This is a genomic window from Rhizobium sp. USDA 3886, from assembly GCF_056279785.1.
In genome coordinates this window covers 577,570-591,370 of the sequence record NZ_JBWCDC010000003.1, presented here as the reverse complement: position 1 = coordinate 591,370, position 13,801 = coordinate 577,570, and the positions used below count along the sequence as shown (strand labels likewise).

At 58.3% G+C, this 13,801-nt stretch carries 16 protein-coding genes and 3 pseudogenes; 14 read left to right on the top strand and 5 right to left on the bottom strand.

Features of this window, described 5'->3' with window-relative positions:
* Positions 1-70 precede the first annotated feature (70 nt).
* Positions 71-1,099: a glycoside hydrolase family 25 protein gene (locus ACZ9BX_RS25630; RefSeq protein ID WP_476220897.1), complete on the top strand. Its 1,029-nt coding sequence runs from the start codon at positions 71-73 to the stop codon at positions 1,097-1,099.
* A gap of 158 nt (positions 1,100-1,257) precedes the next feature.
* Positions 1,258-1,416: pseudogene (locus tag ACZ9BX_RS25625) on the top strand (nucleotidyltransferase); the annotation flags it as partial.
* 71 nt (positions 1,417-1,487) lie between these two features.
* Here ACZ9BX_RS25625 and ACZ9BX_RS25620 read toward each other — a convergent pair.
* Entirely contained in the window at positions 1,488-1,697 is a 210-nt protein-coding gene (locus tag ACZ9BX_RS25620) for a transglutaminase-like cysteine peptidase (RefSeq protein WP_476220896.1), read from the bottom strand.
* Positions 1,698-1,805: 108 nt separating this feature from the next.
* Between ACZ9BX_RS25620 and ACZ9BX_RS25615 the strand changes: the two genes are divergently transcribed.
* Entirely contained in the window at positions 1,806-2,030 is a 225-nt protein-coding gene (locus tag ACZ9BX_RS25615; protein ID WP_476220895.1) for a DUF982 domain-containing protein, read from the top strand.
* A 229-nt stretch (positions 2,031-2,259) separates the two neighbouring features.
* Here the strand turns inward: ACZ9BX_RS25615 and ACZ9BX_RS25610 are convergent.
* Positions 2,260-2,457, bottom strand: a pseudogene (locus ACZ9BX_RS25610) (alpha/beta fold hydrolase); the annotation flags it as partial.
* A 2-nt stretch (positions 2,458-2,459) separates the two neighbouring features.
* Between ACZ9BX_RS25610 and ACZ9BX_RS25605 the strand changes: the two are divergent.
* The 4 genes and pseudogenes from ACZ9BX_RS25605 to ACZ9BX_RS25590 all read left to right on the top strand — a co-directional run.
* Positions 2,460-2,746 (top strand): annotated as a pseudogene (locus ACZ9BX_RS25605) (hypothetical protein); the annotation flags it as partial.
* 28 nt (positions 2,747-2,774) lie between these two features.
* A complete protein-coding gene (locus ACZ9BX_RS25600) occupies positions 2,775-3,515 on the top strand; it encodes a class I SAM-dependent methyltransferase (protein WP_476220894.1) in 741 nt (246 codons plus the stop codon).
* A gap of 459 nt (positions 3,516-3,974) precedes the next feature.
* Entirely contained in the window at positions 3,975-4,232 is a 258-nt protein-coding gene (locus tag ACZ9BX_RS25595; RefSeq protein WP_132558989.1) for a YMGG-like glycine zipper-containing protein, read from the top strand.
* Between the two features lie 403 nt (positions 4,233-4,635).
* Positions 4,636-5,352 (top strand): eCIS core domain-containing protein, encoded by a 717-nt coding sequence (locus ACZ9BX_RS25590; RefSeq protein ID WP_476220892.1) that lies wholly within the window; start codon positions 4,636-4,638, stop codon positions 5,350-5,352.
* 329 nt (positions 5,353-5,681) lie between these two features.
* Here the strand turns inward: ACZ9BX_RS25590 and ACZ9BX_RS25585 are convergent, their stop codons facing one another.
* Positions 5,682-6,080 (bottom strand): RidA family protein, encoded by a 399-nt coding sequence (locus ACZ9BX_RS25585; RefSeq protein ID WP_476220890.1) that lies wholly within the window; start codon positions 6,078-6,080, stop codon positions 5,682-5,684.
* 170 nt (positions 6,081-6,250) lie between these two features.
* Here ACZ9BX_RS25585 and ACZ9BX_RS25580 point away from each other — a divergent pair, with 170 nt between their 5' ends.
* Positions 6,251-6,844 (top strand): TetR/AcrR family transcriptional regulator, encoded by a 594-nt coding sequence (locus tag ACZ9BX_RS25580; RefSeq protein WP_476223039.1) that lies wholly within the window; start codon positions 6,251-6,253, stop codon positions 6,842-6,844.
* Between the two features lie 516 nt (positions 6,845-7,360).
* Here ACZ9BX_RS25580 and ACZ9BX_RS25575 read toward each other — a convergent pair.
* On the bottom strand, positions 7,361-8,269 hold the full coding sequence (locus ACZ9BX_RS25575; protein WP_476220888.1) for a LysR family transcriptional regulator: 909 nt from the start codon (positions 8,267-8,269) through the stop codon (positions 7,361-7,363).
* Between the two features lie 110 nt (positions 8,270-8,379).
* Between ACZ9BX_RS25575 and ACZ9BX_RS25570 the strand changes: the two genes are divergently transcribed.
* From ACZ9BX_RS25570 to ACZ9BX_RS25555, 4 genes are all read left to right on the top strand, one after another.
* Entirely contained in the window at positions 8,380-9,252 is an 873-nt protein-coding gene (locus ACZ9BX_RS25570; RefSeq protein WP_476220887.1) for an SDR family NAD(P)-dependent oxidoreductase, read from the top strand.
* A 380-nt stretch (positions 9,253-9,632) separates the two neighbouring features.
* Complete coding sequence (locus ACZ9BX_RS25565) at positions 9,633-9,968, top strand: ArsR/SmtB family transcription factor (protein ID WP_027511366.1); 336 nt, start codon at positions 9,633-9,635, stop codon at positions 9,966-9,968.
* Positions 9,961-10,389, top strand: a complete 429-nt coding sequence (locus ACZ9BX_RS25560; RefSeq protein ID WP_027511367.1) for an SRPBCC family protein — start codon at positions 9,961-9,963, stop codon at positions 10,387-10,389. Before ACZ9BX_RS25565 ends, ACZ9BX_RS25560 begins: the two co-directional genes overlap by 8 nt.
* A 138-nt stretch (positions 10,390-10,527) precedes the next feature.
* Entirely contained in the window at positions 10,528-11,370 is an 843-nt protein-coding gene (locus ACZ9BX_RS25555; protein WP_476220885.1) for a hypothetical protein, read from the top strand.
* Between the two features lie 84 nt (positions 11,371-11,454).
* On the opposite strand, the gene ACZ9BX_RS25550 is transcribed toward ACZ9BX_RS25555, so the two are convergent.
* Positions 11,455-11,667 (bottom strand): hypothetical protein, encoded by a 213-nt coding sequence (locus ACZ9BX_RS25550; protein WP_132558215.1) that lies wholly within the window; start codon positions 11,665-11,667, stop codon positions 11,455-11,457.
* Positions 11,668-12,676: 1,009 nt separating this feature from the next.
* On the opposite strand from ACZ9BX_RS25550, the gene ACZ9BX_RS25545 reads away from it, so the two are divergent.
* Together ACZ9BX_RS25545 and ACZ9BX_RS25540 are read left to right on the top strand one after the other, a co-directional pair.
* Positions 12,677-12,916 (top strand): DUF4167 domain-containing protein, encoded by a 240-nt coding sequence (locus ACZ9BX_RS25545; protein WP_476220884.1) that lies wholly within the window; start codon positions 12,677-12,679, stop codon positions 12,914-12,916.
* 391 nt (positions 12,917-13,307) lie between these two features.
* Positions 13,308-13,751 (top strand): YybH family protein, encoded by a 444-nt coding sequence (locus ACZ9BX_RS25540; protein WP_476220883.1) that lies wholly within the window; start codon positions 13,308-13,310, stop codon positions 13,749-13,751.
* Positions 13,752-13,801: the final 50 nt, after the last annotated feature.

Below are 13,801 nucleotides of genomic sequence, written 5' to 3'. Positions count from 1 at the left end.
GCCATTCATGCCAGTGGGTCCCCACGGCATGGATTGCCGTCGGCGGCAGTTGTTTTGCGTACGGGTTCTTATGCGTCTATCGGATGTGACAGCAATCTTTCTTGCCTGCCTGACTGTGTCGGGCTGTGCATCTGGCCCTCCCCCGGAAAACGTCCGGGCCGGACAACCGTCGCAGGAAACGACAAGCTCGGTCGTCCCACCATCCAATGTCGTACCGTCTGGAAATGTCGGCGAAGCGGCAGCGGTAGCCAGCGCGCCGCAGGAAGAATTGGCCTGGGTAGGCCAGGTCCCTCAGCCGCAAGCATTCGCACCTGCCGCCAGAACGGTCGGCGCTCCCATTCCGTCGGAACGGCCGATTGCCATGCTGGCGCCGGCCAAGCCCGAGATGAGGGCGGCTCCGCAAACGCGCTCGCAGATTTACAGCTATGGCTTCCGCGACGCCAAACCGATTAACTTCGGGTCCATCTCGCCCAGAAAACTTGCCGTGCATGGCGTCGACATCTCACGCTGGCAGGGCGAGATCGACTGGGAAAGACTCAGGACGCAGGGTGCAAACTTCGCCTATATCAAGGCGACGGACGGCGGCGACCATCTCGATCCGATGTTCAGGAAGAACTGGCGCAGGGCCAAGGAAGCCGGCTTGAAGCGCGGCGCCTATCACTTCTTCTACTGGTGCCGGACGGCCGGCGAACAGGCCGACTGGTTCATCCGCAACGTTCCGAAGGAAGCGGGCGCTCTTCCGCCGGTTATCGACGTCGAATGGAATGGTGAATCGAGCTGCAAGCGGCGGCCTTCGCGCGAGCGGGTGCTGGAAAAAATGCAGGTCTTCATGGACAAGCTGGAGCGGCACTATGGCCAGCGGCCGATCATCTACACGGCTCCGGACTTCTATCGCGACAACCTGAAGGGCGCGTTTCCCGACTATCCCTTCTGGCTGCGCTCGGTGGCCGCTCATCCCTCCAAGGTCTACCCGAAGCGCAAGTGGGTTTTCTGGCAGTATTCGGGCTCCGGCCTCTCGCATGGCGTCGATGGCCGGATCGACCTCAACGTCTTCCATGGTGATGAAAACGATTGGCACGACTGGGTGGCCTCACGCTAGCGTCGGGTTAGCCGCCTGGCTTCAGCTTGCCCCTGAAAAAGCCACGGATAATCCCCGCCTCATGGTGCCCTGGGAAGTTGCGCCGGATTGCAAGCCGCCATGGTTCCTACAGTTTCGAGTAGTAGACGCCGAATCGTCTTTGGCCTATCGATGGACCCATGCGATCGTCCCTGGAACATCTGCCGGAAGAAAAGCAGCGCGAGCTTGCCCGCGTCGTTGCGATCATCCATGAGGAGTTCGCCGATGCGCTGTCAGGCACGTCTGCCGCCTTCAAGAAGCGCGGCAAGCATCTTCGAGACCTGCGTTATTCCGCCCATTGAAATGGCTCCTGTCGGCTTTCACCGGCACATTCACCGTGCAGGCGCCTCCAAACGTTCGTCGTGGATACTTACGCATCGATCGGGTTTTGGTGGCTTTGGCGTTTCAGAAACTTGTACGGTGCCGCGCGGCATGGTTTGATCTCATCTGCGAGATTATCAAGAATGAAATCACCTTTGCTGGAGGAAAGTGTCAGTGCGGCGTGTCCTTCACCTTGAGATGTAAGGTAGGTTTGCGGCTGTTCCTGGCCGAGAGCGCCGCCTCGCCATGGAACGTCCATTCGCTGCCCCGCGCGACGCAGTCCGGACTGGCATCTAGCGGCGGCGGCACCTATCTGTGATCGTAGGGAACGATCCTCGACCGATGGACCTAAGTTTGGAGTTCAATCATGCTGGTACAACGTTGGAAGAAGCCCCTCATCTTGGGCGACGGCCGTATCCGGATAGTTGTCGGTTCGGCTGAGGAGGCTATGAATTGGCTTATTCACGAGCCCAATCAGAACAGCGAAAAGTGGCGTCACGCGTGGCGCACCTGCAATGCGGCTCACGAAGGCCGACTTTCCGCCGAGGAGGCTAGGTCCGCCGTTCAGATTGCGGCGGCTGGCAATCGCTGATCGGCGGTAGATGGCATTCGCTGGCCTCTCTGGCGCATGGTGCCGTAGCTTATGCCGGAGTGCTCCTGCACCTATGGTTGGAAACGTCAGGGCGGAAGCTTCGCCTTTGACGTTGCCGGCGTGTGCTGGGATGGTAACGTGCCATTTCGAGTTTTTTTCTGCTGTGCAATTCTCGCAGTGCTATTCCCTCATCCGACAAATAGGAACGGAAGAGATCCGCGCCCCTGGCCTAAGGCAGCTTCGAGGGATGCGATGCACCGATGTGAGGGTCGATGGCCGAAATGATTTCATCCCAATCCTCGGGATGAACTTCATGGCCGCCGCCCTCAAGACGGAGAAGTTCTGCGCCTTTGACGGTTTCTGCCAGTAATTCGCGGTGCTCGACCGGGAAGATTGGGTCTGCCGTACCGTGGACGATGAGAAGGGGATGTCATGGCTACGATAGGCGCATCGGGGCGCCGGCATCTGCCCGCGACCGGGGAGCTCAGGATTCGGGCACAATTGCTCGAAGAGGGCGGACCCGAGTTATGGGAAGAATTCATGGACGAGTTGCGCGTCCTGCACCTGGGGCTTCACCCAAGAGCGAATTTTCAGTGCTGCAAAAACTGACGCAAGCCTATGACGCTGTCGCGAAAGAGACGAAAAGTGAACTTCCGTCACGTGACCGAGACAAAACCAAGCGAGGGTGGAGATGTTGGATCGTGCTAACTCTATGACGCAGAATTAAAGCGGCACAATGGGCATTTGCGCGCCGCCGCGAGCGTTGGAGTAAGTGACCGCGTGCTCGATATCGGTTGCGGGGCAGGACAATCGACTCGTGAGGCCGCCCGTGTCGCAGTGGAAGGCGACGCGATCGGCGTGGATACGTCCTTGGAGATGCTCGAGGTTGCGCGGCGACGTTCCGACGAAGAAGGGTTGCGAAATGTTGCGTTTGAGCAGGGCGATGCCCAGCACCACGCCTTTCCCACTGCCAGCTTCGACCTCTGCATCAGCCAGTTTGGCGTCATGTTCTTTGCTGATCCGGCGGCGGCCTTTGCCAATGTCGCCCGCGCGATGCGTCCGGGCGCGCGCCTTGTATGGATGGTGTGGCAGAGCCAGGAGCGTAACGAGTGGTCTGGTGCCATTCGGCGAACCTTGGCCCCGAGAACCGCGGTTTCCGCAGATGTTCTCACACCGTTTTCACTTGGCGATCCTACCATCGCTACAGAACTTCTGAGCACGGCCGGCTTTGTTTCGATCGATTTTACCGACGTGCGAGAACCGGTTTTCTATGGGCCAGACGTCGATAGGGCGTTTGACGCGCTCATCGACCTCTATCTTGTGAAGGACGCCCTCGCGCAAACCGATGAGGCACCCGACAAGGCATTGCAGCGGCTGCACGATTTACTGGAGGCGCATATGACCATGGAGGGCGTACTCTTTGACTCGCGCGCGTGGATTATTAATGCTCACAGGGGACAGAGTAGGGAGCAAGATCAACCATGAATGATCTGTTTACATATCATTTGTCATAGTAATGATCTGTAGACAGATCATAATGCCGGTCAAAAGGGCGATGAGGGAGAGCCGATTTCGCTCACGGCCAACCCTTCCCAAAAAAAGGCTGAGAGACAATTCTCATGGGCGCGGAACGCGAACTACGCTCACTTTTGATGGAATTGAACGATTGGCTAAGACCAAAGTCCAGCCACCTTCAGGCTTCGGTCCAATGTTTTTTGCCGTAAGCATGATCCATGTTGTGGCCGGCCTGACGCGCACGGTTCGGTAAGCCGCGCGAAAGGTTAGGGGCTTTCCCGGTCCGCCGCCGGGAAAGCCCCTATTCGTGAGGACGCTGGCCATCTCCTGGCTCGCCTTAAATCGAATTCTGGACTTCCCTAGATGCTGGGGCATAGATGCTGGGCGATCTGCCCTTTGTTGCAAAAATTGAAATTAGGAAACAACCATATGATGAAAAAAATCGTTCTTGCCAGTGCATTGGTAGCCACCTTGGCATCCTGCACGGCGACGGAACAAGGAACTGCGATCGGGGCCGGGTCGGGCGCTATAATTGGTGGTGTCGTCACTAATAGTTGGGGCGGCGCCGCTGTTGGTGCTGTGGCAGGCGGGCTGGTCGGCGCGTTGATCGGACGCTCGACGGAGCACCGCGGCTATTGCATCTATCGTGATCGCTATGGTCGCCGCTACGAGGCCCGTTGCCGCTAAAACACATTTGCAAAGAATTTTCCTAGCCTGACAAGAAGACAGCCGCCTTTCCGGCTAACGGGGGGCGGCTGGGACACTCGCCTTCGCATCGGTCACCCATCGCTTGCTTGTTCAAAGAATTCGACCAATACAGGTGCATGGCAACGGCATCGGCCCATGCTGTCAATGTTCGGGCGACAGGATGCGCCGCCAAAACCTACTGCAGAAAGCGATCGCGAGAAACGATAGCCCCTGCAGCCCTGACCATCTGGATACGAAGCTCCAGCGGGATCGGCGCGACCGGCCGAGTGATTGAGTGAAAATTGACATAGCGACGAGATTTTAGTGCGTAAGTTATAACATTAGATGATTGTGATATTGTGCCGGGCCGCTGTGAGGGGACAAAGTCACGGGAACTCGCGTCATGATGACAATGACGGTTTTGCTACTCACTGTGTCGTTTGCTGTCGCGTGGGCTCGGATCGGCGACGTCGGCCATCCCGAGCGATTTATGCGCAATGCCCAGCCACGGGCGGACAATGCAATTATCGATGTGCCCCACACTTCTGGCCGCATCGGCTGGGAAATGGCGCATATTGGAAGGGAGTTTGGCCGCATTCGGATGGAAGCCCAAGCCTTGATCGGTGCAGTGGCATTGGAGCAATGGCTTATCGTATCGCGAAATTCCGCCCGTTCGGGCGGGGTGATGCCCATGCCGGCGGCTCTTCGTCAAATGCTCGGAAACTTTTATGACCAACAGATCTATGACATGGTGGCCTTCAAAATTGGTGATGGCGAGTCACTGAATCTCGCAAACCTGGCCTTTCGGTATGGCGACGCAGATGCGGTTACATTGATCGACACCGTTATTTTTAGAGACGAAGCTGCAGCAAATGATCCTGGGCTATGGGTTCATGAGCTTAAGCATGTTCAGCAGTTTCGGGACTGGGGAACGCGTAATTTTTCCATACGGTATTTGAGAAGCTGGAAATCTGTTGAGGACGAGGCATACGCCGCCACTGACCGATTCAATAGAACCCAACAAAAGACAACGCCACAGAACCGGTCGCCCAACGTCATTCAGCCGACGCCCACCGTACCCCAAGGCGTCAAACCTCCAGCCCAATACCGTCGGTTGTAGCATATGACGCGGTGTGCGAGGGAACTCCTTGGCGCCCCTCATTGGGCATCGGGCACTCACCCAGCCGAGCCTTTGCGCCGATGGTCGCCGGCTGGCGGCGCGAACACTCGCTTGGTCCGCCGCCGCCTCGAACTGTTGTCGCAGGCGTGTCTCGAGGGGAAGACATCCGCACCGTTGGCGACATGGCGGCTGATTCCATCATGTGCAGCTGGATGGGACCCCGGCGGCTTCTGCTCGGCTACACGGCCGAATACCGCCGCCAGCGAAAGCGCCGGCCGGCATGGCGCGCGTCCTGTGAAGCGGGGCCAACCGCTCCGGTACGAAGATGCTCACACCGCTTCAGGAACGCGCGCGATGACCTTGATCTCGAAATCGAAACCGGCAAGCCAGTTCACACCGATTGCGGTCCAGTTGGGATAGGGCGGACTGCTGAAGATCTGGTTCTTGACGGCCATGATGGTCTCGAACTGGTTTTCGGGATCTGTATGGAACGTGGTCACATCGACAATATCGTCGAAGGTGCAGCCCGCCGCTTTCAGTGTTGCCCTAAGGTTATCGAAGGCCAGTTGGACCTGACGCCCGAAATCAGGTTCTGGAGTCCCATCGGAGCGGCTGCCCACCTGCCCGGAGACGAAGAGGAGGTCGCCGGAGCGAATCGCGGCTGAATAGCCGTGCGCTTCGTAGAGTGCATGTCTATTGGCGGGAAAAATAGCATCGCGCTGTGTCATCTTTTGATCTCTCTTTATCGTTGCTGGGTGGCACTCGACGAGCGAAACGCTGCTCGAGGAGCTTCACACGCCGTCGCATCGTTGATATACGCTACGTATGTCAAGTATCAGACATACGTTGCGTATGTCAACACAGATACGCCGCGTATCTGAAAGCAGGGGTCACGATGATGGCAAAGCGACGCGTCGAGATGATGGAGGAGACCCGCGCAAAGCTGGTTGCGGCCGCGCGAAAGGCCTTTGCCGAAAAGGGCTACGCTGCCGCCTCAATGGACGAGTTGACCGCGGAGGTCGGCCTGACGCGGGGGGCGCTTTACCACAACTTCGGCGACAAGCGCGGCCTTATGGCTGCCGTGGTCAACCAGATCGACGCTGAAATGGCGTCGCGAGCGCAGGAGATCGGCGCCCGAGCTGAAGACGACTGGGAAGGGCTGCTGGCGGAGGGCACGGCTTATATCGAAATGGCGCTCGATCCCGAAGTGCAGCGTGTCGTTCTGCTCGACGGACCAGCGGTCCTTGGGGATCCATCGCAATGGCCTAGTCAGAACAGTTGCCTGCAGGCGACAAAGCAGACGGTGGAGCGGTTGATCGCGCTGGGAATTTTGAAGCCAGTGGACGCAGAGGCGGCCGCCCGGCTTCTGAATGGCGCCGCGCTCAATGCTGCGCTCTGGATTGCGGCCAGCGAAGATCCTAAAGATGTCTTCCCGAAAGCCGTCGAGGCCTTCCGCTACCTGGCCACAGGTCTGCTTGCAAAACTGGCGTGATCCGGCCCACGATGGCACGCGCGACGGGATCGTGAGGCTGTTCCGGATGGATGCCCCACAGCAGACCGTCGCTCGCCCCCTTGGCGTTTCGCTTTCTCTAGACCCGGGTTCCGCACGAACCTCGCCGGCGCAACGGCCGGCAGGAACTACGAAAAGTCGTCGTTACACTTTTCACTCCAGCGCCACGGCAGCCCCTGCCCTGCCCTGGACGCCGGGTATGGAAGGGCCTCTGTCGGCTCGAAGGTTCCTCCAATGTCAACCTGTTGGAATTATGGGAGTCCGAAGCCGACTACCCGCCCAGGACCGACATGTGGGTGGAAATTGGAACCGTCGGGAAGTATCGCGCCAGTCACCCAGGGCCGCCGTTCTGACAGCATAGGGCGGCAGAAGCGTTCCGGTTCCACCCGCTAACCAAAGTTCGACAGGGCATGCCATACGGGCAGTCTTTTCTCAACATCGAGCGTGGCTAATATCGACGCCAGCATGACGTCTCTGGGCCAACTGTGGCAAGCGCGTTCAACGGGCTGTCCGCAAAACCTGCCTTGCCAGGTCGATGAAGGCGCGCAGCTTCGGCTGGGCTTGAGCGCGCCGCGGAAAGTAAAGGAAAAGACCAGGCGTCGTCGGCAGGAACTGCTCAAGCACGCGGATAAGTAGGCCAGCGTGCAACTCAGCTTCTACGGCGATATCGGCGACATAGGCGAGGCCAAGGCCGGCCCGCGCCCATGTGACGAGCAGCGCACCGTCATTTACGATCAGGTCACCCGGCGGATCGACGGAAAAGCTCCGGCCGTCGCGTTCGAATTCCCATCTGTAGAGCGCGCCCGAATTCGGAAAGCGATACCGAATTGCCTCATGGCGCGCCAAGTCCTGTGGTGCATCCGGTCGGCCGCGAGCGGCGAGATAAGCGGGACTTGCCACGACCGCCCAGGTAATGTCGCGGGTAAGACGCACCGCGATCATATCGCGCTCGACATACTCGCCGATGCGGATGCCGGCATCAAAACTGCGTATGGACAGATCGACTGTCGCATCCTCGACCGCCACCTCGACCGCGACTCTCGGATACGCGCGCCTCAGCGCGGGAATGATGGGCTCCATAACCAGCGGCACCGCCATGCGTGGCACTGTGAGGCGCAACAATCCCGACGGTTCGTGCGCTGACGCAACGTCCTCGACAGCGGCGATGATCTCGGCGGCCGCAGGAGCGGTGCGCGCCAGCAGAGCCGCGCCGGCCTCAGTCAGGCCGACGCGCCGTGTCGTGCGGATGAACAAAGGCGTCCCGAGCTTTTCTTCGAGGGACTTCACCGCCTGGCTCACGGCAGCTGGCGACACACCCAGTCGCGCAGCCGCAGCGGTGAAGCTGCCCGCCTGCGCCGCCGCAAGGAAGGCTGAGAGGCCGTAGAATGGATCCGGTCGCAAGCTCATGCGCCGATTATTAACCCAGGCTTTTAAATGCTGAAAGAAGATTGGGATTTTTCCAGGGAATTCCCTCGGGTAACCTCTGCCCATAGACGAGATGGTGGAGGAGACAAAACATGACTGAGGCAATTACATCCGACACAATGATACTGCCGCGCCGGGACATTCTCACTGGCATGCTTGTTGCTGGCGCAACGGTTGGCGCGGGGCTCGCCGCGAAACCGGCATCGGCGCAAGCCCCTGGTGTCCTTGAGGGCAAGGTCGCAATCGTTACCGGCGGAACGTCTGGCATCGGCGCGGTAACCGCCGGCGTCCTTGCAAAGGCCGGAGCCAGGGTTGCGTTCAACGGCCGGCGGGAGGCACTCGGGCGCGAAGTGGAAGGACGGCTTCGGGCCACTGGCGGCGAGGTCGTCTATATCAAATCGGACGTGCGCGACGCCCATCAGGTCGAGCGTTTCGTGGCTGAGGCAGTGGAGCGTTTTGGCCGCCTCGACATTGCCTTCAACAATGCTGGCATCGACCTGCCGCCAGCGCCAATCGCCGACACCGACATTGCCGGCTTCGATGATCAGATTGCGACGAACCTGCGCGGCGTCTTCGTTGCAATGAAATACGAGCTGCCGCATCTTGTCCGTTCCGAAGGTGTGATGATCAACATGGCCTCGATCGGCGGCCGGCACTCCTTTCCGAACATCGTCGCCTACGGAGCTTCAAAGGCCGCCGTCATCCACATGACTCGCGCCGCCGCACAGGAGTACGGGCGGCACGTACGCATTAACGCCATCGCGCCCGGAGCGATCGAGACGCCGATGCTCGAACGGGTGCGGCGCGACTGGAAAGTGACGACCGAACAGCTCGTTAGCCCCTACCCTATGCGGCGCGTCGGCACGCCGGAGGAGGTTGCGTCCCTGGTCGTTTTCCTCGCCAGTGATGCCAGTTCCTATATAAGCGGACACGTTATCGGGATTGACGGCGGCGATCTCGCTTAGATTTTCTGTGGGAGCCCGTTGGACGTGCCTTCTCCGTACGTAGCAGGGCCGCCTTCATCCCTCGCGAAAATGGCGGCCGCTCTTGCGTGGGGCTGCTTCAATGTCGGGTGCGGGTGAAAAACGCACAACGTCTCGCAACCTCGGCGGAGAGTGCGGAAGAGGCCGGTGGACGACAAAGGAGGCGCCCAGGCAGCAGTGCCAGGCACCCAGCCCGCAATGGCACGACGTAAACGACTGTGAATCGTTCGGAATGCGACGACCTGAGAGCCTCACCGAAAAAGAATTGAGATCTCCTGCGCCCAAACGAATTTGAAAAAACATTCACCCAAATGGTTGACTAATGTTCGCCGATGGTTATATTCAACCATACGGGTGAATAAATGAACGAAGACGCTCTGTCACATATTCTCAAGGCCGCAGGGGACACCACGCGGCGCAAGATTCTCACGCTCCTCGTTCAGGAGGGCGCATTGAGGGTGACGACGCTTGCTGCTCATTTTGACATGTCCCTGAACTCCGTTTCCAAGCACATCAAAGTTCTTGAGGAGGCGGGACTGGTCACCCGCCGGACTTTGGGCCGCGAGCACCTCATCGCTGCGGAACTTGAACCCCTGCGGTTGACTGAGGCCTGGTTCACGGAACTGAAGTCCGTCTGGGAACTGCGCCTGCAAGCGCTCGAGGACATGCTAAATGCAAAGGATGAAGGACATGAGTGAACTTGAATTGACTATCAACCGCAAGATCGCCGCGCCGCGCGAGAAGGTCTTCGCCGCATGGCTTTCGGCGGAAACGCTTGCCAAATTTATGCGCACGCCGACAGGCGGCAATGAACCGTCGAGGGTGAGTGCGGATGCCGTCAAGGGCGGTCGGTTCTCGATTGTCATGCTGGCAAACGATCGCGAGATACCGCACGCGGGCACCTATCTGGAAATTGATCCCTATTCGCGCCTGTCCTTTACGTGGGAATCTCCTTATTCCGTTGACGACAGCGTCGTGACGATAGACCTCGCCGCCATTGACGCGAACACGACCGAGATCACCTTGAGGCAGGTCAAGTTCCGAAGCGAGGAGGCGCGTCTCGGCCACATCGGCGGATGGAACGCGATCCTGAACAATTTCGAAGAAGCCATCGCCTGACGGCCTTGTGAAAAATGGCCAGGCCCGCCGGGTTGCCCCGGCGGGCTCGCGGCTCCGTCCGCTCAACGGTCTCACTATCGTTTGGTTTGGCCGATCCAGCGATGCTCGAACATCGTAGAACCCGGCAGGAGGAAAACTATGTCTTCAATCAGGCAAGCAAATACACCTAGGAATGCCCCCAGGGCAATTGCTGCGGCCCTTCAACGGGCAGCCGGCATCGTCAGGCGAGCCACAAAGCCGCTGCTTGCCGTTCCCATCGCGCTCGGCATCGGCATCGCTCTGCCCGGCAGGAGCCAAGCATACGACACAACCCTCGACAAGATGACACCCGACCTCGAAATCCGGTACGCTTTAAGCGCGCTTCCACCGGCCTTACGAGGCAAGGCTGCAGTCTATGTTCTCAATCCCGCCAAGGGATACGCGCTGGCCAAACAAGGAAGCAGCGGATTGGCCTGTCTTGTCGAGAGGACGGCGTGGGAACTCGCTGACTTTCGAAACGATATCTATATTCCGCTTTGCTACGATGCGGCCGGCACAAATGCTCACTTTAAGGTCATCTTGGATGTGGCCGAACTCCGCGCTCAAGGGATGTCTCCGACGGCCCTGAAATCCGAAATCGAAAAGCGATATGCCGACAAAACCTACGGCATTCCCGAGGGACCAGGCCTCTCCTATATGGTGTCTCCGATCATGCGCACAGTTGGGCCGCCGGACATGGACGTGCATACCATGACCATGCCGCATTTTATGTTCTATGCCCCCAACGTCACGAATGAAGACATCGGCGCCCTGCCCGACCTTGGCAATCCCGCAAGCCTCTTGAACCCGTTCATCGATAGGCAGGGCATTGATCAACAGAGCTACATCATCCAGCTCGTCGGCGAGGCGGAGAAGGCTAAGATCCTTGCCGTCGAAAAGACGCTGCTCAATGATCTATGCGAGTACCGAGAAGTTCTATGTCTCGCGCATACGAGACACTGAGGCACCTCTTGTGACGTCTGTCGTCGTCACCAATCATGGACGCCTTTGCTGGATCCTCGGTGTCTCCACCGTTACCAGCTACCCCTATGGTTTCGAATTTTTTGCCAATTGCCACTCACCTGTCGCATCGGCCTCCACACGCTTGTTGCCACGGTAGAAGATTGGCAGACCGGTCCTCTTGTCCATCGAAAACCGGCTTGGCGCATATTTTTCGTGCTCACGGCCATGGACGGCGAGGCTAAGCGCCTCCTTGAATTTACCGGCCTTGCACAGGCTGTTGAAGAGAGTTCGGTCCATCGTTTGCAGCATCCTTTTAGCTCATATGGAGTTGACTGCCAGCGTCAGGTGATTGGGTCAACCACGAATGAACGTGGGCCATCGGCCCAATCGCCAACAGCTGGGCGGCCGTTCGACCACTCGGCGGTCAGCTACTGCGTCGGGAGTTCTGATCGTCGATCGGGCCCGGCTGGCGCGACAACTGGCTGTCAAACCGTATCTTCACATCCCACGACGCCATCGTCGATCATGGGTGCGAGCTCCGAAACAAGCTCGAAGACCAGCCATGGAAGATTATATCTACCGCGTGCGAGAATGGGCGCATCGGTTTTGATCAAAGCAGATCGGTGCAAGGATCTCTCAACCGGGGCGGCGTCCTTCCTGTCGCAATCGCTTTCTGCCGCAAGCACCCTCGAGCAGACCAACGGCAATCCCGACTTATCGCGGCGGTCGACCGTGCCGCATGACGCTGCCGACGGCATTCTTTCGGTTGAAAGTATATCGCCGCTTGGCCGAGTTCAAAACATGATGCCGTTTTGGGCCTTCGGTTTTCCGGGCTTGCCATCTTACCCCAGCGCGTAGCGCGCGTTTCGTCCTTCAAGGACGGCCAGCGGCTTGAAATGGCCACAGTGCAGTTTTATATATTTGTTAATCTGAATGTTAGAGTTTGGCTTCGGTGCTTCAAAGGGGCACTTATTTGATGTGTGGCCTTTATTCACCACCATCCTCCGGGCCGCTCGTCATTTCAAAATCCGGGAACCAATGCAGCAAGGTGCCGCCTGTCGCTTACGAGCTACATGGGTACATCCTTGAGCTGAAACCATCAGTCGCACCAAAGCCCCTTCGGCTCGCGAGGCCGGGATAAAGGCTCTCCGGCAACGGCTCATGGGAACCGGTCATCGTCGGCTTTGCCGCGAAAAGTTCGGGATTGTCGCCGGCCAAATCGACCGGCGGCGCTCTCAGGTTTCCCATTGTCTCGCTCTATATCCACAACTAAGGAGCAAGCCACATCGATGGCTTGAAACACCGCATGAACAAACCGCAATCCCCCAACATCCGTCTGAAAAGAAGACCTGCAAACATCGACTCTCAAGGATCTTCCCATACTGTCCGAAACGCAAAGCAGCGTTATGAGCATTATCTCGCTCTTGCCCGCGAGAAAGCCCTGTCTGGCGATCGGATCGAAGCCGAAAACTACTACCAGCATGCAGAGCATTATTTCCGCAGCGCCGCGGCCAGCGCGCCATCCGCACAGAAGACAGATCAGTAGTTAATAACGAGCGCTACGCCAACGCCTGGCTCAACGGCGCGTCCCTTGGGTGAAACTCCGCTTTGCTCCGAACATGCCGCGCAGCGGTGTCGGCCGCATAGCGCGTGACCATTGGAACGGACGCCATGACAACGGTGACTGTGGACGACCGCGCAATGGCCGAATACCCAGAGCGTGAGCCGAGTACATCGCTTGTCTTGTCAGGCGGCCGCTTGGCTGATTCTGCAACGCGAAACGAAGGAGGCAACGTACGCACGGACGGTCGCAAGAGCATCCACAGTGCAAGGAACAAAATCGCGACAATGGTGTTGCTCTGCGAGATTCATACCGCTCGGGAGCGGCCACCACGCTGACGGGTGACATCTCGCTGGTTGCTTGAATGGAGGAGGCAATGGCTTCAACACAGTCCGAGGTTAGAGCACTTTTAGACAGGCGAGAGGAGGCATGCCGGGCAAAGGACATTGATCGACTTATGGCGCTCTATTCCCCCAACATTGTTTATTTCGATTGTGTACCCCCTCTCCAAGGCTTCATCGGATCCGATGCAGTCCGACGAAATTTTCTGCGGTGGTTTGATGAATACGAGGGGCCAATCGGCTTGGAAACCCGCGACCTGAATATTGCCATGAGCGAGGATGTCGCGTTTGCATACATGCTTCACTTGGACAAAGGAAACATTCACTTTTCGAAGGCCGGGCTTAAAGAAGCGTGGATACGTTCGACCGTTTGCTGCCAACGGTCGAGTGACGGATGGTCGATCACACATGAACATATCTCATGGCCCTTTGAATTTAATAGGGAGGGCGGGAATGTGGTCATGAGCCTTGACCCCTGACATCGTCGATCAGGAAGACGTCCAGCAGGATCGATGAAATCACCCCTCCT

What these genes read in the sequence shown, in the direction of transcription:
- ACZ9BX_RS25555 (WP_476220885.1), top strand. Translation starts at nt 10,528, where the DNA reads ATGTCTTCAATCAGGCAAGCAAATACACCTAGGAATGCCCCCAGGGCA.
- ACZ9BX_RS25585 (WP_476220890.1), bottom strand. Translation starts at nt 6,080, where the DNA reads ATGACACAGCGCGATGCTATTTTTCCCGCCAATAGACATGCACTCTAC.
- ACZ9BX_RS25595 (WP_132558989.1), top strand. Translation starts at nt 3,975, where the DNA reads ATGATGAAAAAAATCGTTCTTGCCAGTGCATTGGTAGCCACCTTGGCA.
- ACZ9BX_RS25565 (WP_027511366.1), top strand. Translation starts at nt 9,633, where the DNA reads ATGAACGAAGACGCTCTGTCACATATTCTCAAGGCCGCAGGGGACACC.
- ACZ9BX_RS25630 (WP_476220897.1), top strand. Translation starts at nt 71, where the DNA reads ATGCGTCTATCGGATGTGACAGCAATCTTTCTTGCCTGCCTGACTGTG.
- ACZ9BX_RS25615 (WP_476220895.1), top strand. Translation starts at nt 1,806, where the DNA reads ATGCTGGTACAACGTTGGAAGAAGCCCCTCATCTTGGGCGACGGCCGT.
- ACZ9BX_RS25620 (WP_476220896.1), bottom strand. Translation starts at nt 1,697, where the DNA reads ATGGACGTTCCATGGCGAGGCGGCGCTCTCGGCCAGGAACAGCCGCAA.
- ACZ9BX_RS25570 (WP_476220887.1), top strand. Translation starts at nt 8,380, where the DNA reads ATGACTGAGGCAATTACATCCGACACAATGATACTGCCGCGCCGGGAC.
- ACZ9BX_RS25545 (WP_476220884.1), top strand. Translation starts at nt 12,677, where the DNA reads ATGAACAAACCGCAATCCCCCAACATCCGTCTGAAAAGAAGACCTGCA.
- ACZ9BX_RS25575 (WP_476220888.1), bottom strand. Translation starts at nt 8,269, where the DNA reads ATGAGCTTGCGACCGGATCCATTCTACGGCCTCTCAGCCTTCCTTGCG.
- ACZ9BX_RS25540 (WP_476220883.1), top strand. Translation starts at nt 13,308, where the DNA reads ATGGCTTCAACACAGTCCGAGGTTAGAGCACTTTTAGACAGGCGAGAG.
- ACZ9BX_RS25590 (WP_476220892.1), top strand. Translation starts at nt 4,636, where the DNA reads ATGATGACAATGACGGTTTTGCTACTCACTGTGTCGTTTGCTGTCGCG.
- ACZ9BX_RS25550 (WP_132558215.1), bottom strand. Translation starts at nt 11,667, where the DNA reads ATGGACCGAACTCTCTTCAACAGCCTGTGCAAGGCCGGTAAATTCAAG.
- ACZ9BX_RS25560 (WP_027511367.1), top strand. Translation starts at nt 9,961, where the DNA reads ATGAGTGAACTTGAATTGACTATCAACCGCAAGATCGCCGCGCCGCGC.
- ACZ9BX_RS25580 (WP_476223039.1), top strand. Translation starts at nt 6,251, where the DNA reads ATGGCAAAGCGACGCGTCGAGATGATGGAGGAGACCCGCGCAAAGCTG.